The organism is Achromobacter xylosoxidans A8 (assembly GCF_000165835.1).
GTDB classification, from domain to species: Bacteria; Pseudomonadota; Gammaproteobacteria; order Burkholderiales; family Burkholderiaceae_B; genus Achromobacter; species Achromobacter xylosoxidans_B.
The window spans coordinates 4,762,320-4,784,121 of record NC_014640.1 but is presented as its reverse complement, the minus strand read 5'-3'; the positions used below and the strand labels follow the sequence as shown (position 1 = coordinate 4,784,121).

At 67.1% G+C, this 21,802-nt stretch carries 18 protein-coding genes; 15 read left to right on the top strand and 3 right to left on the bottom strand.

The window, feature by feature from the left end; genetic code table 11:
• Positions 1-54: 54 nt before the first annotated feature.
• The 7 genes from AXYL_RS22120 to AXYL_RS22090 all read left to right on the top strand — a co-directional run bounded on the left by AXYL_RS22120 (position 55) and on the right by AXYL_RS22090 (position 10,491).
• The gene (locus tag AXYL_RS22120) at positions 55-2,160 is read left to right on the top strand and encodes an ATP-dependent helicase (protein WP_041655886.1); all 2,106 of its coding nucleotides are present in this window, start codon (positions 55-57) and stop codon (positions 2,158-2,160) included.
• A gap of 63 nt (positions 2,161-2,223) precedes the next feature.
• Complete coding sequence (locus tag AXYL_RS22115; RefSeq protein WP_013395092.1) at positions 2,224-3,228, top strand: magnesium and cobalt transport protein CorA; 1,005 nt, start codon at positions 2,224-2,226, stop codon at positions 3,226-3,228.
• 62 nt (positions 3,229-3,290) lie between these two features.
• The gene (locus AXYL_RS22110; protein ID WP_013395091.1) at positions 3,291-3,950 is read left to right on the top strand and encodes a thermonuclease family protein; all 660 of its coding nucleotides are present in this window, start codon (positions 3,291-3,293) and stop codon (positions 3,948-3,950) included.
• Positions 3,951-4,071: 121 nt separating this feature from the next.
• The gene (locus AXYL_RS22105; RefSeq protein WP_013395090.1) at positions 4,072-6,309 is read left to right on the top strand and encodes an ABC transporter substrate-binding protein; all 2,238 of its coding nucleotides are present in this window, start codon (positions 4,072-4,074) and stop codon (positions 6,307-6,309) included.
• A complete protein-coding gene (locus AXYL_RS22100) occupies positions 6,306-7,283 on the top strand; it encodes an ABC transporter permease (protein WP_013395089.1) in 978 nt (325 codons plus the stop codon). The genes AXYL_RS22105 and AXYL_RS22100 overlap by 4 nt, the downstream gene beginning before the upstream one ends.
• 5 nt (positions 7,284-7,288) lie before the next feature.
• The gene (locus tag AXYL_RS22095; RefSeq protein WP_013395088.1) at positions 7,289-8,797 is read left to right on the top strand and encodes an ABC transporter permease; all 1,509 of its coding nucleotides are present in this window, start codon (positions 7,289-7,291) and stop codon (positions 8,795-8,797) included.
• A complete protein-coding gene (locus tag AXYL_RS22090) occupies positions 8,794-10,491 on the top strand; it encodes an ABC transporter ATP-binding protein (protein WP_013395087.1) in 1,698 nt (565 codons plus the stop codon). Before AXYL_RS22095 ends, AXYL_RS22090 begins: the two co-directional genes overlap by 4 nt.
• Before the next feature lie 46 nt (positions 10,492-10,537).
• On the opposite strand, the gene AXYL_RS22085 is transcribed toward AXYL_RS22090, so the two are convergent.
• The 3 genes from AXYL_RS22085 to AXYL_RS22075 form a co-directional block, all read right to left on the bottom strand.
• A complete protein-coding gene (locus AXYL_RS22085) occupies positions 10,538-11,083 on the bottom strand; it encodes a MarR family winged helix-turn-helix transcriptional regulator (RefSeq protein ID WP_013395086.1) in 546 nt (181 codons plus the stop codon).
• Positions 11,084-11,111: 28 nt separating this feature from the next.
• Positions 11,112-12,824, bottom strand: coding sequence for a collagen-like triple helix repeat-containing protein (locus tag AXYL_RS22080; protein WP_013395085.1), 1,713 nt, complete (start codon positions 12,822-12,824; stop codon positions 11,112-11,114).
• 348 nt (positions 12,825-13,172) lie between these two features.
• Positions 13,173-14,834, bottom strand: a complete 1,662-nt coding sequence (locus tag AXYL_RS22075) for a ShlB/FhaC/HecB family hemolysin secretion/activation protein (protein WP_013395084.1) — start codon at positions 14,832-14,834, stop codon at positions 13,173-13,175.
• 546 nt (positions 14,835-15,380) lie between these two features.
• On the opposite strand from AXYL_RS22075, the gene AXYL_RS22070 reads away from it, so the two are divergent.
• From AXYL_RS22070 to AXYL_RS22035, 8 genes are all read left to right on the top strand, one after another.
• Positions 15,381-16,211: an MHYT domain-containing protein gene (locus AXYL_RS22070; RefSeq protein WP_013395083.1), complete on the top strand. Its 831-nt coding sequence runs from the start codon at positions 15,381-15,383 to the stop codon at positions 16,209-16,211.
• 122 nt (positions 16,212-16,333) lie between these two features.
• Positions 16,334-16,531 (top strand): Flp family type IVb pilin, encoded by a 198-nt coding sequence (locus tag AXYL_RS22065; protein WP_013395082.1) that lies wholly within the window; start codon positions 16,334-16,336, stop codon positions 16,529-16,531.
• 141 nt (positions 16,532-16,672) lie between these two features.
• Complete coding sequence (locus tag AXYL_RS22060; protein WP_013395081.1) at positions 16,673-17,194, top strand: prepilin peptidase; 522 nt, start codon at positions 16,673-16,675, stop codon at positions 17,192-17,194.
• The gene (locus AXYL_RS22055) at positions 17,140-17,601 is read left to right on the top strand and encodes a TadE/TadG family type IV pilus assembly protein (RefSeq protein WP_013395080.1); all 462 of its coding nucleotides are present in this window, start codon (positions 17,140-17,142) and stop codon (positions 17,599-17,601) included. The genes AXYL_RS22060 and AXYL_RS22055 overlap by 55 nt, the downstream gene beginning before the upstream one ends.
• A gap of 1 nt (position 17,602) precedes the next feature.
• On the top strand, positions 17,603-18,091 hold the full coding sequence (locus AXYL_RS22050) for a TadE/TadG family type IV pilus assembly protein (RefSeq protein WP_013395079.1): 489 nt from the start codon (positions 17,603-17,605) through the stop codon (positions 18,089-18,091).
• Positions 18,088-19,047, top strand: coding sequence for a Flp pilus assembly protein CpaB (gene cpaB, locus AXYL_RS22045; protein ID WP_013395078.1), 960 nt, complete (start codon positions 18,088-18,090; stop codon positions 19,045-19,047). Before AXYL_RS22050 ends, cpaB begins: the two co-directional genes overlap by 4 nt.
• Positions 19,048-19,111: 64 nt before the next feature.
• The gene (locus AXYL_RS22040; protein ID WP_013395077.1) at positions 19,112-20,473 is read left to right on the top strand and encodes a type II and III secretion system protein family protein; all 1,362 of its coding nucleotides are present in this window, start codon (positions 19,112-19,114) and stop codon (positions 20,471-20,473) included.
• A complete protein-coding gene (locus tag AXYL_RS22035; protein ID WP_041654070.1) occupies positions 20,470-21,795 on the top strand; it encodes a pilus assembly protein CpaE in 1,326 nt (441 codons plus the stop codon). Before AXYL_RS22040 ends, AXYL_RS22035 begins: the two co-directional genes overlap by 4 nt.
• Positions 21,796-21,802: the final 7 nt, after the last annotated feature.

Sequence of the window (21,802 nt, the reverse complement as noted above, 5' to 3'; positions counted from 1 at the left end):
CGGCAATGTCCGGGCTCGCCGTTTTCAGCGGCTGCCATGCTGCGGCCCCGCCCCATGTCCGACCAAACCGATACGTCCTCCCCGTCCGCCGAACGCCCCGATCCCCTGGCCGATCTCAATCCCGCCCAACGCGAGGCCGCCGAGTTCGGCGTGGCTGGCGCGCCGGGGGACGACGGCCCCTTGCTGGTGATCGCCGGGGCCGGCTCGGGCAAGACCAATACGCTGGCCCACCGGGTGGCGCACCTGATTCTCAACGGCGCCGATCCGCAGCGCATGCTGCTCCTGACCTTCTCGCGCCGCGCGGCGCTGGAAATGGAGCGGCGCGTGGGCTCGGTGCTGCAGCGGGTGATGCGGCTGCGCGCCACGCAGCAGGCGCCGTCGCTGCCCTGGGCCGGCACCTTCCATGCCATCGGCGCGCGCCTGCTGCGCGATTGCGCGCAACGCATCGGGCTGTCCGAAGCCTTCACCATCCATGACCGCGGCGACGCCGAGGACCTGATGGGCATGGTGCGCCACGAGCTGGGGCTGTCGTCCACCAAGTCGCGCTTTCCGCTCAAAGGCACCTGCCTGGCCATCTATTCGCGCGTGGTCAACAGTCAGACGCCGGTGGCCGACGTGCTGAAGACGGCCTTCCCCTGGTGCGCGCAATGGGAGGACGAACTCAAGAACCTGTTCCGCGCCTACGTCGCGGCCAAGCAGGACCAGCAGGTGCTGGACTACGACGATCTGCTGCTTTACTGGGCCGAAATGATGGGCGATCCCGGCATCGCGGCCGACGTGGGGGCGCGCTTCGACCATGTGTTGGTCGATGAGTACCAGGACACCAACCGCCTGCAGTCCGCCATCCTGATGGCAATGAAGCCTGACGGCCGCGGCCTGACGGTGGTGGGCGACGACGCCCAGTCGATTTATTCGTTCCGCGCGGCCACGGTGCGCAACATCCTGGATTTTCCAGGGCAGTTCCCCACGCCGGCCCGCGTCATCACGCTGGACCGCAACTACCGTTCCACGCAGCCCATCTTGAACGCGTCCAACGCCGTGATCGGCCTGGCCACGGAGCGCTACGCCAAGGACCTGTGGACCGACCGCAAGTCGTCCCAGTTGCCCGAACTGGTGACGGTCAGCGACGAAGCCGGCCAGGCGCGCTGGGTGGCCGACCAGGTGCTGGCGCAGCGCGAAGGCGGGGCCACGCTCAAGTCGCAGGCGGCGCTGTTCCGCACCGCCAGCCACAGCGCCGCGCTGGAACTGGAGCTGACCCGCCGCAACATCCCCTTCGTGAAGTTCGGCGGCCTGCGTTTCCTGGAGGCCGCGCACGTCAAGGACCTGCTGTCGCTATTGCGCTGGGCGGAGAATCCGCGCGGCCGCATGGCGGGCTTTCGCGTGGCGCAATTGCTGCCCGGCATCGGCCCGGCCACCGCCGGCAAGCTGATGGACGCCATGTCGGCGTCCGCCGAACCCCTGCGCGCCTTGCGCGAGTTCAAGCCGGGCGCGGCGGCGCAGGGCGAGTGGGGCGCTTTCGCCGACACCTACGCGGCGCTGTGCGATCCCGCGCTCAAATGGCCTGCCGACGTGGACCTGGCTCTGCGCTGGTACGGCGCGCAGCTGGAGCGCCTGTACGACGATGCGCGCGTGCGCCGCGCGGACCTGGACCAGCTGGCGCGCATCGCCGCTGGCTACGGCACGCGCGAACGCTTCCTCACTGAACTGACGCTGGACCCGCCGGACGCCACCAGCGACGAGTCCGGCGCGCCGCATCGCGACGAGGACTACATGATCCTGTCCACCATCCATTCCGCCAAGGGCCAGGAATGGAAGGCGGTCTACGTCCTGAACGTGGTCGACGGCTGCATCCCGTCCGACATGAGCACCGGCACCGCCGAGGAAATCGAGGAAGAGCGCCGCCTGCTGTACGTGGCCATGACGCGCGCCAAGGAACGCCTGCAGCTGATCGTGCCGCAGCGCTTCTACGTGCATCAGCAGACTGGCATGGGCGACCGGCACGTCTACGGATCGCGCACGCGCTACATCACCAATGCGATGCTGCCGCTGTTCGACCACCTGCCCAAACCGCCGGACCTGCCCGAAGGGCGCGGCGTGCCCAAGGAACCGCAAGCGCCCAGCGTGGACGTGGCCAAGCGGGTGCGCAACCTGTTCTCCTAGGCTGGGCTATCATCGGCCGATATATAAGCTGTCCGGCAGGGATCGCATTGCTAAAGGGTGTTTATGGCTACTGAAGAACATGCCGCCGACGACTCGAAGAGAGAAGTCGTCGCATCGATCGCCTACGTGAACGGCCGGCGGGACCGCGAGGTCCCGATCGATGAAGTCGCCCAGTACGTCAGCCAGGACCACGGCATGCTGTGGATCGGCCTGCGCAATCCGCGCCCGGAAATGCTGGCCAAGGTCGCCAGTGAGCTCGGCGCCTGCGACAAGAACCAGGAAGAAATGCTGGAGTCCCACCGGCGGCCGAAGATCATCGACTATGGCAACATGATCCTCATCGTCGCCATCACGGTGGAAGTCGAGGCCGAGCGCCCCATCTTCGGCGAGACCCAGTTCCTCATCGGCGACGGCTTCCTGGTGACGGTGCGGCGCGGCGCCACCGCCGGCCACAGCCCCTTGCGCGAACGTCTTGAAGCGTCGCCCGACCTGCTCAAGCGCGGCAGCGACTATGTGGCTTCGGAACTGCTGGATTGGCTGGTGGACCGCTACGTCGCGGCGGCCGGCAAGATCGAATCCGTGGTCGAAGGCGCCGAACAGAAGCTGCTGATCCGCGGCGCCAAGGACTCGGACATCCGCAGGCTGTACCGCCAGCGCCGCGACCTGCTGCGCATCCACACCGTGGTGTCGCCGCTGGCCGAGATCTGCCGCCGCCTGGCGCGGGTCGAGATGTCGGCGGTGGACGAGCATGCCCGTCCGTATTTTGGCGAAGTGGCCGACCGCGTGCTGCGCGTGGACGAACTGTTCAACTCGCTGCGCGAATCCCTGGCCTTCGCCTTTGAAGCCAGCCTGATGATAGGCCAGGCGGCGCAGAACGACACCACCCGCAAGCTGGCCTCCTGGGCCGCCATCCTGGCGGTGCCCACCGCCATCGCCGGCATCTACGGCATGAACTTCGAATTCATGCCCGAACTGAAATCGCCCTGGGGCTATCCCGTCACGCTGGGCGTCATTATCTCGATCTGTTCGGTCCTGTATTGGCGCTTCCGCAAGTCGGGCTGGTTGTAGCACGGCTTTGCGCGCTGCCTTTATGGCAAACTGCCTGCGTTTTCCTACCTGGAGCGCTGGCGGTGCGTGGCAAACCTAACTTTCGCGGCGGCAGCAAGCTGACCGCCCTGATCGTCGCCCTGATACTTGCGGCGGCGGGCGCCATCGTCAATTGGCTGCAGCCTTCGGGGAAGCAGGGCCAGGACCGGACCGAACGTCCGACTTCCTCAACCCAGGGCCGGCCGGGCGCGACGTTGGCTGGCGACATCCCGCAGGGCAGCTACACGCTCACGGGCACGATCGTGAACGTGGCCGATGGCGATACCGTGACCCTGCGCGCGCCCGACGGCCAGCACCGTATCCGCATGGACAGCATCGACGCGCCCGAGGAAGGCCATGGATCCGACCAGCCCGGGCAGCCCTATGCCGAGGCCGCGCGCAAGAACCTGGCCAGCCTGGTCGCCGGCAAGACGCTCACCGCGCAGTGCTACGAGAAGGACCAGTACGGCCGGGAAGTCTGCGCCCTGATCCTGGACGACGGCCTCTCGGCCAACCGCCTGCAAGTGGAAGCCGGCTACGCCTGGGCCTACACCGCGCGCCAGGGCGACTACCTGCGCGACAAGGCCATGCCGGACCTGCAGCGCCAGGCCAAGGCGGCCGGGCGCGGCCTGTGGGCGCAGCCCGGCGCCATGCAACCCTGGAAGTGGCGCTACGACTGCTGGCGGCAGCGCCAGTGCGGCTGAGGCCGCGGGGGCTGGGCCGCGCAGCCGCTCGTGCGCGCAAGCGGCCCTGGGGGATGCCTGGGTATGGCCCCCGGCCCGTGTTTGCTATCCTCTGTCGCAACGATTCGAAGGGAAGGTTTCCATGCGTGCATTGAAGCGGCTCTGGGCGGCGGCCATGCTGCTGTCGCTGGCGTTGGCGGGCTGCTCGCAAGAAAGCCCCATCAACAGCCCGTATCCGTCCGGCGCCGAAAGCCAGAACACGCTGTTTTCCGCCTTCGTCAAGCGCTCGCCGAAGTATCTGGACCCGGCCAGCTCTTATTCCGGCGACGAAACCCCTTATACGTACAACATCTATGAGACGCTGTACGGCTACCACTATCTGAAGCGGCCCTACGAACTGGTGCCGCGCGCGGCGGCGTCCATCGACCCGCCCGTCTACCTCGACGCGCAGGGCAACACGCTGCCCGCCGACACCCCGGGCGAGCAGATCGCGCAAAGCGTTTACGACATCAAGATCCGGCCCGGCGCGCGCTACGCGCCGCATCCGGCCTTCGCCCGCAAGACCGACGGCAGCTACGACTACTTTCCGCTGGCCGCAGGCGAACTGGACGACAAGTTCTACATTCCCGACTTCCCCCGCACCGGCACGCGCGAACTGACGGCCGACGATTACGTCTACGCCTTCCGTCGCCTGGTCAGCCCGCGCGTGGTGTCGCCGATTTCCAGCCTGATGACCGAGCATGTGGCCGGCCTGAAGGAATACGCCGACCGGCTGCGCCAGCGCGACCAGGCGCTGCGGCGGGACATGCCGGGCGGGGCCGGCGCGCCGCCTTGGCTGGACCTGCGCGAGGCCGACGGCTTCACGGGCGTGCAGGCGCTGGATCCGCACACGCTGCGCATCCGCGTCAACGGCAAGTATCCGCAGTTCAAGTACTGGCTGGCCATGACCTTCACCGCGCCGATTCCTTGGGAAGCCGACCGCTTCTACAGCCAGCCCGGCATGGGGGCGCACGACCTGTCGTTCAACACCTGGCCGGTGGGCACCGGTCCGTACATGCTGGTGGAGTCGCTGCAGAACCGCCGCCACGTGCTGGGCCGCAATCCCAATTTCCATGGCGAGCCCTATCCCTGCGAAGGCGAGCCCGGCGACGCGGCCGCCGGCCTGCTGGCCGACTGCGGCAAGCCCACGCCTTTCATCGACCGCGCGGAATTCAGCGTTGAAAAGGAAGCCATTCCGCTGACCGGCAAGTTCTTGCAGGGCTATTACGACGTGCCGCAGATCGAGCGCGGCGAGTATGGCGTGGCCATGCTGGTCGCGGCCGGCGACAGCCAGGACAAGGCGCGCCTGTACAGCGAGCATGGCATCAAGCTGCCGACGACCGTCGAAACCGCCAACTGGTACATGGGCTTCAACTGGCTGGACCCGGTGGTGGGCAAGGGCGACACGCCGGAACAGGAAGCAAAGAACCGCAAGCTGCGCCAGGCCATCAGCATCGCGTTCGACTGGGAAGAATACGTCGCCGTGTTCGAGAACAGCCAGGCCTCGGTGGCTTACGGTCCGGTGCCGCCGGGCGTGCTCGGCTACCGTGAACCGCCCGAAGGCGTGAACCCCGTGGTCTACGACCTGGTGGACGGCAAGCCCGTGCGCAAGTCCGTGGACGTGGCCCGCCGCCTGCTGGCCGAGGCCGGCTACCCCGATGGCCGCAACGCCAAGACGGGCGCGCCGCTGGTGCTCTATTACGACTCGATGCAGGGTGGCGGCTCCAATCCGCAGTTCGACTGGATGCGGCGCCAACTGGCCAAGATCGGCGTGCAGCTGGACGTGCGCGCCACCGACTACAACCGCTTCCAGGACAAGATGATGCGCGGGTCGGCGCAGATCTTCCTGTGGGGCTGGAACGCCGACTATCCCGACGCCGAGAACTTCCTGTTCCTGCTCTACGGCCCCAATGCCAAGGCCAAGGGCGGCGGCGAGAACGCGGCCAACTACGCCAGCCCCGAGTTCGACCGCCTCTTTGAGCAGATGAAGTTCCTGGACGACGGTCCCGAAAAGGCACAGCTCATCGCCAGAATGATCGCCATCGTGCAGCGCGACGCGCCCTGGATGTTCGGCTACTTCCCGATGTCGGGCGGCGCCTACCAGCAGTGGGTCGGCAACGCCAAGCCGACCCAGATGGTCCGCAACACGCTGCAGTACATGAAGATCGATGCCGGCCTTCGGCAGCAGAAGATCGACGAGTGGAACTATCCGCGGTGGTGGCCGATCGGCCTGTTCGCGCTGTTGCTGGCGCTGGCGATCTGGCCTTCGTATGTGGCGCTGAAGCGGCGCGAACGCCAGACGGCATTCACGCCGGCCCTGGGCAAGGAGCATCAATCATGATCGGCTACGTGATCCGCCGGTTGCTGTACGGCGTGCTGATCCTGATCGGCGTGAACCTCTTCACCTTCGTCCTGTTTTTCGCGGTCAACACGCCCGACGACATGGCGCGGCTGGCCATCGGCGGGCAGCGCGTCAATCAGGACGCGGTGGAAAAATGGAAGGCCGAGCGCGGCTACGACAAGCCGCTGTTCTTCAATGCCAAGGCGGAAGGCGCGGCCCAGCTGACCGACACAGTGTTCTATCAGCGTTCGGTGCCCTTGCTGGTCATGGACTTCGGCGCCTCCGACGGCGGCCGCGACATCGGCCGCGAGATCAAGACGCGCATGGGGCCTAGCCTGGCCCTGGCAGTGCCTACCTTTTTCCTGGGGCTGTTCGTCAGCATCGTTTTTTCGCTGACGCTGGTGTATTTCCGCGCCACCCGGCTCGACTTCTGGGGCGTGGTGGTCTGCGTGCTGCTGCTGTCCATATCCAGCCTGTTCTACATCATCGCCGGCCAATGGGTCTTCGCCAAGCTGCTGCGGCTGGTGCCGTTCTCGGGTTTTTCGGGCGGGCTGGACGTGGTCAAGTTCCTGGCGCTGCCGGTGCTGGTCGCAATCGTGTCGCGGCTGGGGCCGGAGGCGCGCTTCTACCGCACCCTGTTCCTGGAAGAGACCGGCAAGGACTATGTGCGCACCGCGCGCTCCAAGGGGCTGGCCGAACGCATCGTGCTGTTCCGCCACGTGCTGCGCAACGCCATGCTGCCCATCCTGACCAGCACGGTGGCGGCCTTGCCGCTGCTGTTCATGGGCAGCCTGATCGCGGAGTCCTTCTTCGGCATTCCGGGCCTGGGCAGCTACACCATCGACGCCATCAACGCGCAGGACTTCTCCATCGTGCGGGCCATGGTGTTCCTGGGCGCCGCGCTCTATATCGTGGGGCTGATCCTGGCCGACATTTCCTACACGCTGGCCGACCCCCGCGTCCGATTCGAGTAGCCGCCATGCCCATGTTCGTCTTTCTCTGGACCGATATCGCGCTTTGGCTCATGGTGCTGGGCGCGCTGGCCTATGTCTGGCACGTGCGCCGCAGCCCGAACCTGCGCGCAACCTGGGCGCGCGTGGCGCGCGACACGCCGGCCATGTGTTCGGCCGTGATTCTGGCCGCCTTCGTGGTGGTGGGCCTGCTGGACTCGGTGCATTACCGGCCGCTGCTGCCGCCGGCGCCGGGCGCCGCCGCCGACGCGCCGCCGGCCTATGCGCCCGCGGTGCGCTCGGCGCTGGACGGCCTGCTCACGGGGTCCGTGCTGACCACGCCGGAAAAAACCTATTCCGAGCCCTTGGCGGTACGGCAGTTCACCAAGGAAACCATGCTCGTCAATGACAAGCCGGTGCGCGACTTTCCCCGCCTGCGCGGCGCGGGCGTCCACCTGCAGGATCCCGACCGCGATCACCTGGGGGATGTGGCCCAGCGGCTCGGGCTGGGCCTGGCCGCGGGGCTGGCGGTGTCCGCCGCCGTGATCGGGCTGATGTACGCCGGCCTGGCCAGGCGGCGCGCGGCCCGGCTTGCCGCCGGGGATCCGCAGGGCGGCTATTCGGAAGTGCCCTGGCGCGCCATGGCCGTCACCTTCACGCTGCTGTGCCTGACGGCGGGCGCCTTGGCCGGCCTGTCCAGCGGCTATCACGCGCTGGGCACCGACCGCATCGGCAACGACGTGCTGTGGCAGGCGCTCAAGAGCATCCGCACGGCGCTGGTCATCGGCAGCCTCACCACCATCGCGATGTTGCCGCCGGCCATCGTCTTCGGCATCGCCGCCGGCTACTTCAAGGGCAAGGTCGACGACGGCATCCAGTATCTCTACACCACCATCACCTCGATTCCGGGCGTGCTGCTGGTGGCCGCCTGCGCGCTGATGATGCAGGTGTACATCGACAACCACGCGGATCTGTTCGACACTTCGGCCGCGCGCGCCGACCTGCGGCTGTTCCTGCTCTGCATGATCCTGGGCTTTACCGGCTGGGCCGGGCTGTGCCGACTGCTGCGCGCCGAAACCCTCAAGCTGCGCGAATTGGAATACGTGCAGGCGGCGCGGGCCTTCGGCGTGTCGCACTGGCGCATCATGACCCGCCATTTGCTGCCCAACGTGGCGCACCTGGTCCTGATCACCGTGGTGCTGGAATTCTCCGGCCTGGTCCTGTACGAGGCGGTGCTGTCCTATCTGGGCATAGGCGTGGATCCCAGCATGAATTCCTTCGGTTCCATGATCGACGGCGCGCGGCTGGAAATGTCCCGCGACCCCATGATCTGGTGGAACCTGATGACCGCATTCGTCTTTATGCTGGCGCTGGTGCTGGCGGCCAACCTGTTCGCCGACGCGGTGCGCGACGCCTTCGATCCGCGCACGCGGCGCTACAAGCCGGGCCGCATGGCGCGCTTCGGCCTGTTCGGCCGGGCGCCGCGCACGGCGCTGGCCACCGATACGCGCCAGTCCCGTCCGGGAGATGCCCCATGAGCCAGGCTCCTTTGCTCGACGTACATGGCCTGTACGTGGACATCGCCGGTGAAAGCGGCATGACGCATGCGGTCAAGCGCTTGCATCTGGCGATCTCCAGGCGGGAGACCTTCGCGCTGGTCGGCGAATCGGGTTGCGGCAAAAGCATGACGGCGCTGGCGCTGTTGCGCCTGCTGCCCGACGCCGGACGCATCGTGGGTGGGCAGATCGACCTGGACGGCGAAGACCTGAACCGTCTGCCGGAAAGCGCCATGCGCGGCGTGCGCGGCGGGCGCATCGGCATCATCTTCCAGGAGCCGTCCACCAGTCTGAATCCGGTCATGCGGGTGGGCGACCAGATCATCGAGACCCTGATTGCCCACACGCCCCTGCGCGGCGCCGCGGCGCGCGCCCGCGCCGTGGACTGGCTGCGGCGGGTAGGCATCCCCGAGCCCGAGCGGCGCATCGACGACTATCCCTTCCAGTTCTCGGGTGGGCAGAAGCAGCGCGTCATGATCGCCATTGCGCTGGCGGCCGAACCCGTCCTGCTGATCGCGGACGAGCCCACCACGGCGCTGGACGTCACGGTGCAGGCGCAGGTGCTGGACCTGCTGGCCGACATCCAGCGGGAAATGGGCATGGCGGTGCTGCTGATCACGCACGACCTCGCGGTGGTGAAGAACGTCGCCCATCACGTGGCGCTGATGCGCGGCGGCGAGATTGTTGAAAGCGCCGACGCCGAGGAGTTCTTTCGCGCGCCCAAGCACCCCTATGCGCGGCAGCTGTTCGAAGCGATTCCCACGTTTGAAAAGCGCGGCACGCCGTTGACCGAAAGCGGCCGCGAGGCCATGGCGCGCGACGACGCCCGCATGGCCGGGAGCCCCAAGACGCGCGACGCCAGCGTGGTGCTGGACGTGCAGGACCTGAAGGTCCATTACCCCGTGCGCAAGGGGCCGCTGCGCCGTATCGCGTCCTGGGTCAAGGCCGTGGACGGCGTGGCCTTTACGCTGAAGGCAGGTGAAACGCTGGCCCTGCTGGGCGAGTCCGGCTGCGGCAAGACCACCACGGGCAAGGCGCTGCTGCGCCTGATCGATGGCGCGCACGTATCGGGCCGCGCGATGCTGCAGGGGCACGATTTGTTGTCCGCGGACCGGCGCACGCTGCAGCGCCTGAGACAGGACATTCAGATCATCTTCCAGGACCCATATGCCTCGCTCGACCCGCGCATGCGCGTGGGCGACATCCTGGACGAAGGATTGGCCTCCCTGCGCGCCGGCATGGACAAAGAGTCGCGCCGCGCCCACGCCGCGCGGCTGATCGAGCGCGTGGGCCTGCCGTCCAATACCCTGGCGCGCTATCCGCACGAATTCTCCGGCGGCCAGCGCCAGCGGATCGCGATCGCGCGGGCGCTGGCGGTCGAACCCAAAGTGCTGATCTGCGATGAACCCACGTCGGCGCTGGACGTTTCCGTGCAGGCCCAGATCCTGGACCTGCTGCGCGAACTGCAGCACGAGCTCGGCATCGCCTATCTGTTCATCACGCACAACTTCGGCGTGGTCGAGTATCTGGCGGACCGCATCGCGGTCATGGACGCAGGCCGCATCATCGAATTGGGACCGGCCGACGCGGTGCTGCACCAGCCGCGTCAGGACATGACGCGCAGGCTGCTGGCCGCCGTGCCGCGCCTGCACTTCGGGCCGCCCGAGGCGGCCTGATCCGGTTTGAAGCGGCGGCGGGGGCGATGCTCCTGCCGCCGCCTTTCTACCCGGGCTGATGCGCGCTGCCTGCCTCCAGCCAGGCCTGAGTGTCGCGCTTCACGCCGCGGCCGCAACGCATCAGGAAGGCATGCACCGTTTCCAGCTCCGCGGTGTCATAGCCGCGCGCGGTCGTGGCGATGGCCTCGGCGATCCACCGCCGTTCCTGGGCCAGCGCCTGGCACTGCTCCTCGACCGGCCGGATCACGATCATCCGGCGATCCAGCGGGTGGCGGCCGCGCTGGACATAACCGGCGGCTTCCAGCCGGTTGATCAAGGCGGTCGCGCCGCCGGAGCTGACGCCCAGCAACTGGGCCAGATGTCCGGTGGGCAGGGCATCGAACTCCATGACCAGCTCCAGCGCCTTCAGGTCCACCGGGGGCATGCCCAGCTTTTCCGCCAGCGCCGACTGGCATGCCGCGTTGTAGGCGGCGAACTGCCGACCCAGCAGCAGGACGATCTCGTCCAGCATGCCGGACCGCCGGTTGCTTCCCGTTGATTCAGCCATGCCGGTCACATGCTCGTGGTGAAAGTAGGTCTGTTGTTGCAGCATGATGTGGATTCCTGGCGGTTGCGATGGATCACTTCTTCCCGGCCAGGCCGCCGAGCAGTCCGCCCAGCAGGCCGCCGTTGGCAGTCCCGCCAGACGATCCGCCCGCCGCCGCGCCGCCCGTCAGGCTGCCCGTCACGCCACCCAGCAGTCCGCCGAGCAGGCCGCCATTGGCTGCGGCGCCGCCCGTCGTGCCACCAGATCCTCCCGAGCTGGCGGGCGCCCCGGTAGAGGCTCCCGCACCGGCCCCGGCGCCGGCCGCGACGTTCACGCCTCCCACCAGCCCGCCCAACAGTCCGCCGCCGTTCGTCCCGGCCGAGGCGCCGGCGCCTGCCGCAGCGCCGCCAGCCCCCGTCAACCCACCGACCAGTCCGCCCAGCAATCCGCCGCCGGCCGTGCCGCCCACCGCTCCCGTCACGCCGCCCAGCAGGCCGGTCACCGGGGCCAGCAGGCCGCCCGTGCCGTTGGCGCCGCCCGTCAATCCGCCCGTCACGCCGCCCAGGCCCAGGCCGCCGGTGAGAGAGGCCACCGCGCCCGTCGCGTTCGCCAGCGTCGAACCCAGGGGATTGGCGTTGCCCGGCGTGGCATGCAGCAGGCCGCCCGCGCTGGCGACCGCGCCGCCCAGCCCTTGCAGTACGCCGTTCAAGCCCGGCGTGCCACCCGGCAACGCGCCGCCCAGATTGGTGACCGTGCCGCCCAGGCTGCTCAATAGGCCGGCTACCGGCGCGCCCAGCTTGGTGGTATCGCCGACTTGCTGCGTCAGTCCGACGACCTTGCCGGCCAGTGGGCTGGCGGTCGGATCCAGCGCGCCGCCCACGCCGGCCAGCACGGGCTGCAAGCCCAGCGGCAGCACGTTGTCGACCGTCTTGCCGACGTTGCCGAGCGCAGGCTCGAGCAGCGGCGTGTTGGGGCCGCTGAGTACGCCGCCAGTCACGCCGCCGACTACCTGGGTGATCGGCTGCAGCAGCCCGCCCTGGCCCGACAGTGCCCCCGTCAAGGCGCCCACCGCGCCGGTGGCGTTGCCCAGCACGGTCGTCAGGGGATTCGGATTGTTGGCGTTCGCATTCAGCAGGCCGCCAGTGCTGGCCACGGTCTTGCCCAGGCCGTCCACCAGGCCGCCCACGCCCGCGCCCAGGCCCCCGGGCAGTCCCGATCCTTTGACGCTGGTGCCCAGGTCGCTGACCAGGCCGCCTACCTGCCTGACGACGCCGTCGGTGGGTTGTCCCAAACCGGTAGTCGCGCCGATCTGTTGAGTCAGTCCGACCACGGTGTCGGCTACCGGCTTGATCGTGGGATCCAGCGCCTTGCCCACGCCGGCCAAGGTCGTGTCCAGGTTCAAGGGCAGGGTGTTGTCGAGCGCCGCGCCGGTATTGCCCAGCGTGGTTTCCAACAGGCCGCTCACGCGCGGCGGATTGGTGCCGCCGCCAGGATTAGTGCCGCCGCCGGGGTCGGTCCCGCCACCGGGATTGGTGCCGCCACCAGGGTTGGTTCCACCACCGGGGTTGGTACCGCCGCCGGGGTTGGTACCGCCGCCGGGATTGGTCCCGCCGCCAGGGTTGAGGCCGCCGCCAGGATCAAGGCCGCCACCACCGGGGTTGGTCGGGATGTCGGTCCCGGGCAGTCCCGCGGTTTTCTTCCCGCCGCCACCGCCGCCGCAGGCGGCCAGGGCGCTTACCAATGCGGTGGCCAGGATGGTGGCGGTCAGGACGCGTTGCAGGCGGCGCGTGTCGGAATGGGTATGCATGGCGAACTCCTTTGGTTGGAAGAGTCAGGCGTCGAAACAACCCGATACGCTTCCTTATGCACAAATCGTGCCAAGATTTTTCGCCATGCCCGCAAAGCGGTATTTGCGGCAATTTTCGGTGAGTTAAATCGCCTTGTTATCAATGGGATAGGAATGAAAACAAGGGTTTTCCTTAAATCTGGAAAATCCTCATTTTTGCGATCGCCCGGAGCCTGCGATTGTTACGGAAAGCCGCCCATCCGACGTAACGTTACGGCGGACGTTACGTAACGCCGGCAGCGCCGCCCAAGAAAAAACGCCCGTCGTAACGGGCGTTCATCGATCTGCCGGCCGCCTCGTCCCGAGCGGCTAGAACGCGTCGTAGAACAGGGAATAGTTGGCGTTGAAACGCACGTTCCGGTCGTCGTTGACCGTGGCCGATCCCACCGGTTTGGCTACGTTGAAATCGAACAGGTAGTACTTGTCGTCGGTAAAGCGCAAGCCCAGGGCCACGGAGGACAGGTGTCGCTGATTCAGGGTCTGCAGGTCCTTGTTGTTGTACCAAGTGCGCGCGTAGTCGACCAGGGCGTAAGGCTGCACGCTGGAAAGGTATTCCCAGCCCACGCCGAAGCGGCGATTGATTTCCGCCGACACGCCCACGCCCTTGTCGCCGCTTTGTTCGCCCTGCGGATAGCCCATGGCGTAGCGCCAGCTGCCGTACGAGACCTGTTCGGAAGAAGGCAGGATGTTGCTGGAGTACTGTGCCGCGCCAGAGAAAACCAGGCCGATCTGGGCGGGCAGCACAAAGGTCTGCCTGGCGTTCAGGTTGTAGCGGGTGAAATCCAGGTCCAGCAGCGGGGTGGCAGAGTAGCCATAGTTGGTCGCGATGTCCTTTTTTGCGCCCGCGGCGTCAAACCCCTTGGCCACGCTCAGCGTGACATCGGTGGCCTTGGTCTCGGATACCTGGATGTAGCGCATCTCGGCGGTCGCCGCGCGCACCTGGGCATCCTGCTGCAGCCAGCGGTCGGTGTTGCGGGCCTCGTAGCGGTCCTTGGAATTGGCCGCGTAGACGCCCACGGTGCCGGTCAGCGAGCGGGTGTTGTTCAACAGGAACGGATAGCTCACGCCGATGCCGATGCGGTCGTTCTTCACGCGGCGCTCGAAGCCCAACATTTCGATGGCGTCGTCCTGGGGCCGTGCGTCGTAGTGATAGCCATCGATCTTGACGGCCAGGCCGTCCGCCCCGATCGGCACGCGGATCTCGCCCGACACGTACTTCACGTCATCGGTATTGAAGGGCACCGAGGCGGTCAGCTTCACTTGCTCGCCCAGGGGGGTGAGGCTGTTGGTCGCGAGATTCACGATGGGCTGCATGCCGGTACCCAGGTCCGCGATGCCGCCGGTCAGGCTGACGGGCTGGCGGCTGGCCGCCAGCACCAGTTCGGTGGCGCCATCGGCGCGACGGGGCAGATCCAGGCTCGGCGTGAATTTGACGCCCGGCACGGTACGCATCAGGTTCAGTTGGCGTTCCAGCGTGGCCTGCTTGAGCGGCCTTTCCTCCTGCATGGGCGCGGCCAGCGCTTCCAGTCTGTCCTGCGCGTTGCCGATATCGCCTTCGATCCGCACGTTGGCGATGTAGCCCTCGACCACCGTCACCACCACCAGGCCGTTGGCGAAGGTCTGGTTCTGCAGCAGCGCGAACGACAGGGGAAAGCCTTTGTCGCGGTAGAGCTGGGTGATCTTGTCGACTTCCTGGACAAGTTCGCCCAGGCTGATTTCCTTGCCCGCAAGCGGGGTGAGCAGCCCGGACACTTCCTCGAACGGGATGGCGCGCACGCCGCTGACGTCGAAATTGCGCGGCACGATGCGCTGCGCCAGGCGAGCCTGCAAGGCCAGCTGTTCCGGCGTGGCGGTCTGGACGTAGGGCGGAGGCTGCGTCGCCGAGGGCGGACGCTCAATGCGCGGCATGGCGTCCACCGGATTGCCGCGTAGCGGACCTTCGGCCCGGGCCTGAGTGCCGGCTGCCACCATGCACAAGAGGGCGAGACAAAGCGGACTCGCCGGGGATCTGCTGCTCTTGCCTTTTTCGTCTCTCATTTCCGCTGGCGCTTCTGAACGGATACCCGGACCCGATCGAGTATTGGATTGAAAAGGGTAGCAACAGTGTTAAGACAAAGTTGCAGTTAGCGGTGGGCGTATGGTGCCAGTATTTCTGGTTGAATGACAATTCATTTCAAATTCCGCCTCCGTAAAGTGGCTGCATTTACATTATTTCGGAATATTCTTTTGTTGCGTAATATATTTTCAGGCAAAGATAAGCGAGCTTTGGCGGTTTTTATTAATGTTTTCGAAAACTTAGGTCCATCCGTTACACATCTTCTGTCGCAATATCGCGAAATTCAGTGAAAACCCTGATGTGTATGATTTGGCAATATATAAACTAAAGATACGTATCAAAAATACGCAAAATGTGTGGACCCGCCCGGAGGCGAAGATGGCTGGGGATTACCGCAAGAAGCACTGCAACAGCTTGCCGGCCGCGCGCTGCCGCAGCCGCTTGCCACACCGGGAGAGCACATGAGCCCGGGTGATGTCGTTCCGCTCTCCTTCAATGGCAGTCTGGTGGCGCTTTCATTCCTGATTGCGGCGTTGGGTTCGTATGTGGCCCTGTTGGCCGCCGCGGGTATCCGCGCGGAAACCCAGGATGGTGAAATCCGCGTCGGCTATATCGTCATCGGCGCGGTGGCGATGGGTGGCGTGGGTATCTGGAGCATGCATTTCATCGGCATGCTGGCGCAGAACCTGCCTTTTGAAGTTGGTTACCAGGTCGGCCTGACGATACTCAGTTTCATGGTTGCGGCCGGGTTTTCCGGTTGGGCATTCTGGTATGTCGGCCGCGACCGATTCACTTTCCTGCGCTGCCTGGTAGGGGGCTGCGCCGCGGGGTTCGGCGTCGCTTCCATGCATTATGTGGGCATGAGCGCCGCGCGCATGCCGGCGGTATTGCTCTGGAATCTGCCGCTGGTGGTTTTGTCGGTGTTGATCGCCGTCGTCGCGGCCACTGCCGCGCTCTGGCTCGCCTTCAATACCCAGAATGAACGCCAGCGCATCGGCGCGGCCATTTTGATGGCCGTCGCGGTCTGCGGCATGCATTACACCGGCGCGGCGGCGGGCGCGGTCATCTGCACCACCACGAACGACGCCATCGGCCTGCATATCGGCGGCGCCATGCTGCCATACGTCGCTTTCGCGCTGTCCGCAGTCACCTTGCTCCTCATGCGCTGGCATTTGCAGCGCGCTTCCGAACGCTTTCGCGCGCGCACGGCGCAGCGCATCGACTCGATCATTGAATCGGCCCCTGGCGTGGTTGCGGACAGATTGCCCGGAACCACGCCGGGGCCGGGTTAGCTGGACCCTGGACGCGCGCCGCGGCAATGAGCGCGGCGCGTGGGCGGTTCCAGGCTTTAGGGGGCTGGCTCTGTTGCTTGAAGAACAGCCCCGGTCATCAATCGAGACCCATGGAGCTCGACATGAAAGCAACACTTGCGCAGTTCTGGAATGACGAAGACGGCATCACGGCCCTGGAGTACGGGCTGATCGCGGGAATGGTGGCGGTAGCCCTCATCGTCGCGGTGGGGGCATTTACCGGGTCCTTGAAAGGCATGTTCGAGGAACTAGGCACCAAGCTGGACAACGCCAAGACCGGTACCACTACGCCTCCGGCTTGAGCTGCAACCAGTCCGCGTCGTGGCGGCGATGTATTCCTTGCCGCCGCGGCGCGTACCCGCAACATGGCATCACTTGATTGAAGGAGTCCGCGTCAGTCCCGACGCGTCCGTCGTTGAAGTCGTTTTCTTGAAGGTCTTGCCTTGTATCCAGGGGAAGTGCTGTGGTGGCTGTTGTTTGCATGCTGGATCGTGGCGCTGATCCACGCCGATCTGCGCTATCGCCGCGTCCCCAACCGGCTGATCGTCGCGGGACTCGCGGGTCAATTGCTATGGCTGCTGGCGGCCTTGCTGGCGCCGGGCTGGGCCTATCCGCCGCGCTGGTCGGGATGGTTGATGGCGCTGGCCGGATTTCTGGTTGCAGTGCTTTTCCTGCCGCTATGGCGCAGGCGGCTGATGGGAGCGGGCGATATCAAGGCCATCGCCGTGCTCGGGCTCTTGCTCGGTTTCGCGCCGCTGATGGTGACGCTGGCGTTGGCCAGCGTATTGGCCGGCCTGCATGGACTGGGGTACCTGGCGGTGTCGCGGGTCTGGGCGCTGAGCAACCGCGCGCGCCAGATTCCGTATGCCGCTTATCTGGGCCTGGCCGCCTTCAGCGCGGTTCTTATTCCGTGGAATTCGCCCTGGTATTCGTGGTGTTCTTCCTGGTGTTTTACGGGATCCTGACGTACTCCCTGGTGGTCGCCGCGCAGCATTCCGTGACGCTGGCCGCGCAGGACGGCGCGCGCAAGGTCTTGCAGTGGCAGGCCGGTACCGCGTCGCTGACGGCGCGGGCCAATGCCGGACGCGATTCGGCGTTGTACCAGGCGGAGTGGATCAGCACCCTGTCCGCGGCGCCGGTGCAGGTGGCGGTCTGCGGCAGCGCGGGGGCGCTGAGCAGCGCGGCCGGCGGCGCCTGCAGCGGCTTGCCGCTGGCGCAGGACCAGATCGAGGTCAACGTGTCCTATGCGTATGGCGCGCATCCGCTCATTCCATCGGTGCCATTGCTGCAGGCGGCGCTGATGCCGGCCTCCAGCGTGCTGAGCGCGCGCGCGACCGTGCATCTGGGCAATGCCCTGGGCGGGGGAGGCTGAGATGCGAGCCTATGCGCAATGCTCCGGGAACGTTCCACGCAAACGCCAGCGTGGCATTGCGGCGCTGGAGTTTTCGCTGACGCTCACCCTGCTGTTGCTCTTCATTTGCGGCGTGGTCGGGTTCGGCGCGCTGTTCTGGATGCAGCAGCAACTGGCTGCGGCCGCCGCGGATGGCGCGCGCGCCGCGGTCTACGCCCGATTCAACGGCCAGGCCGATGTGCCGGCAGCGGCGTGTTTCGCTGCGATGGGCTCGTTCTCCGCCGGTTCGGCGGTGCTGTGCAGCGCCACGCGCGCGCCCTGCGCCTGGACCGGGGCGGGCGGCAGGCAGGCCGATTGCGCCACCGTCGCCATGACCTACAACACCCAGTCCTGGCCGCTGCTGGAGACCGTGCGCGGGCTGATCACCGCCTTGCCGGGCGCGAACCGGAACTGGATCCCCGGCAGGTTGCAATCGCAGGCCGTTGTGCAGATATCGCAGGGGGCGCCATGAGCAGTCTGAGCAAGATCGTCGCGGGTATGTTGCTGGTGGCGGGCCTGGTGCTGGCCTTCGTGGCCTGGCGCCTGGCCTCGGCGCCGGCCAGTCCTCCGCCCGGCGTGGCGCCCGCGCCTGTCGCGGCGGCGCCGGCGGAACCGCTCAAGCTCCATCCGGTGGTGGTGGCCCGGCAACCGATTCCCGCGGGTTCGCGCATCGACAGCGCAAGCATGCTGACGGTGGCCCAGTGGCAGGTCGCGCTGTCCGGCGGCTTTGCCGACATCGCGCCGCTGGAAGGCGCGGTGGCGAAAGTCGACATCGCCGCAGGCGATCCGATCGTGCCCAGTCTGTTGACGCAAGGCTTGGCACGCCAGCTCAAGCCAGGCGAGCGCGCCGTCGCCATCGCGGTGGACGAAGTGATAGGCGGCGGCAATCGCATCGTCCCCGGCGACATGGTGGACGTGTTCTTCATGATCGAAAAAAGCGCCGAAGTGGCGGTAGGCCAGGCCCGCCTGTTGCAGTCCCAGGTGCGGGTGCTGGCCTACGGCAGAGCCTCGGTGGAAGGGCCGGACGAAAAGTCGGCCCTGCAGCAGGGCGGCCCGGGCCAGCCGGCGCGCACCGCGGTGCTGGCCGTGCCGGTCGACCGGGTCAACGAACTGATGCTGGCCGGCCGCGCGGGCCGCCTGCAGCTGGCGCTGCGCCCCGTGGGCGACGACAGCATGCCGGACGCGCAGTTGTTCGCCCGACGCGGCACGGTGTTGCCGGTCCGCGCCGATTTGACGGTCGCGCAGCGCGAGTCGCTGCAGTCGGGCCCCAACCGCGCCTATGCCGGCGAGAGCCTGGTGCAACTGGACGGCACCACGTCCGCGGCGCTGGCGCCGGCCGCCCGCGCCGCGAGCCGGCCCCAGGGTTCTGGCGGCGGCCGGACGGTGGAAATCATCCGAGGAGATAAATCCGAGCGCGTGCGCTATTGAACGGGGCTGCGGGCGGACCAGGCGCTGGCCGCAGCCGGACTCTTTCCATCATCAGGTCCTGCACATGAAGAAACATCAGCGCACCACCATGATCTGCCTCCTGTCGGCCGCGGCAGCGATGACACTGGGGGGCCTCAGCCTGGCACAGACCGCGGCGCCGGCGGCTGGCGCGAATGCGCCGGTCCGCGACATCTCGATGGCGGTGAAGGGGCAGCAGAGCCTCGTGCTGGATGGCGGCGCGCCCGCGCGCATCGCCATCGGCGACCCCGACGTGGCGGACGTGAAGGTCTTGCCCGCCACCGGCAAGCGCGCGGCCTCCGTGCTGCTATATGGCAAGAAGCCCGGCACCACGCAATTGCAGATCTGGACCGGCAACAACGCCGCGCCGCAGATATGGAACGTCCGCGTCGGCGGCAGCGTGCAGGGCGCGCTGGCGAGCCGGGGCCTGGGCGGGGGCGCCAACGTCGACATCGCCGACGGCCACGCCGTCGTGTCGGGCCATGCCGAGTCGCAGTTGGGGCAGATCGCGTCGGCCACCATGGCGGCGTCCGCCGTGGGCGGGGAAAAGAACGTGGTGGACATGTCGACCGCGGGCACCGGCGGCGTGGTGCAGGTTGAGGTGAAGGTCGTGGAAGTGTCGCGTTCGGTGATGAAGGCGGCCGGCATCAGCTTCACGGCCAGCAACGGCCCCTGGAGCGGCGGCAGCTCCACCATGCCTGCCAGCCTGGGCGGCGCGCTGGCGTCCGGTTTTTCGCTGTTCTATGACTCCAACAACTTCTCGGCGCGGCTGCGCCTGCTGCAGACCAACGGCATGGCGCGCGTCCTGGCCGAGCCGACCCTGGTGGCCTTGACGGGGCAGAGCGCCAGCTTCCTGGCCGGCGGCGAATTGCCGATTCCGCAGGCGGGCGGCCTGGGGACGGTCAACGTGACCTTCAAACCCTTCGGCATCGGCCTGACCGTGACGCCCACCGTGCTGTCGCGCGACCGTATTTCGCTGAAGGTGGCGCCAGAGGCCAGCGAGCTGGATTACACCAACGGCATCGCCATCAACACCAGCGCGGACACCAGCACCATCATCCCGGCCTTGCGCACGCGCCGCGCCGACACCACGGTGGAACTGGGCGATGGCGAAAGCTTCGTGATCAGCGGCCTGGTGTCGCGCCAGACCAAGGCCATGGTCAACAAGGTGCCCATGCTGGGCGACCTGCCCATCATCGGCTCCTTCTTCCGCAGCGTCGATTACTCCCAGGAGGATACCGAGCTGGTCATCGTCGTGACGCCGCGCCTGGTGCGCCCCATCGCGCGCGGCGTGGCCCTGCCGCTGCCGGGAGCGAAGCAGGAGCAGACGGATACGGCATTCAACGCTTGGGGCTATTACCTGACCGGCCCGATGGGCGGCCAGCAGATGCCGGGCTTTTCACGGTGAGCAATATGAAGACACATGCCAGCGAATGGGTGGGCCTGCAAAACGGCACGCGGTTCCTGTTCTGCTCCCAAGGCAACGCGGTCGCCGCGCAGCTGGGGCAGGCTCTGGGCGACCTGGGGATGCTGACCCAGGAATCGCCGCGCATCGAAGAATTGGCGCGGCGCCTGACGGAGATCGCGCCGCAGGTGGTGTTCCTGGATTTCACCCTGAGCGACGAGGAACCCGGCAAGCTGTTCAAGTCCGCCGAACTGGCGCGCTTGCTGGCGCGCATTGCGCCGACGGTGCCGCGCGTGGCGGTCGGCTTCCTGAGCCAGCCGGAGGGGGCGATCGCCGCCTTGCGGGCGGGCGTCAGCGATTTCGTCGACCCCTCGGTGGCGCCGCAGGAGATCAAGGAAGTAGTGCTGCGCCTGCTCGACCGGCCGTCGGGCGGCCGCATGGACGGCACGCGCCGCAGCGTCGTGCTGCTGGGTGCGCGTCCCGGCGTGGGCACCAGCACTCTGGCGGTGCATCTGGCGGGCATGCTGCAGGACCGCCTGGCGCTTGCGCACGGCCAGCGCGCCGCTTCCGGCGCCAAGGCGCCCAAGCCTGCCGGCGAACCGCTACCCCTGTCCAGCCGGGTTGCGCTGATGGACCTGGGCTGGCCCGTCGGCGACTGCCAGCTCTACCTGAACATAGGCGGCGACTTCGACTTCGCCGAGGCTGCGCGCAATTTGCGCCGTCTCGATTCCACGTTGCTGGGATCCGCCATGGCGCACACGGCCAATGGCCTGAGCGTGCTGTCGCTGCCGCGCGACCTGGGCCAGATGCGCGACGTGTCGCAGTCGGATTCGCTGCTGGTATTCGAACGCATGCGCCAGCATTTTTCGGTCGTGGTGGCCGATTCGGGCGGCTTCACCAACCCCGAGTTCGTGTCGGGCCTGGCGCGCGCTTCGCAGCTCAACTGGATCGTGACCGATCAGAGCGTGGGCGCGCTGGTGTCGCTGGCCGGCCTGCTGCAGGAGCTGGAGCAGCTGCACGTGGAGCGGCGCAGCCTGGGCCTCATCGTCAACCGCTATGACGAGCGCTACGGCATGACCGCGCAGCAGATCGCCGAACGCTTCCAGCTGGAACTGGTGGGCACGCTGCCGGACCGCACGCTGCCTCTGATGGTGTGCACGAACCGCGGGCATTTGTTGCACGAAGAGGCCGAACGCGATGTCTATGTGCGCGCGGTGCAGGCGCTGGCGGAACGCCTCTGCACGGAGGAGAACACGCCCGGCGGGCGGGCAGGCTGGCTGGCCACCTGGCTGCCCGGCGTGCACCGCCGCATGGTGGTCGGTTGACGGACAG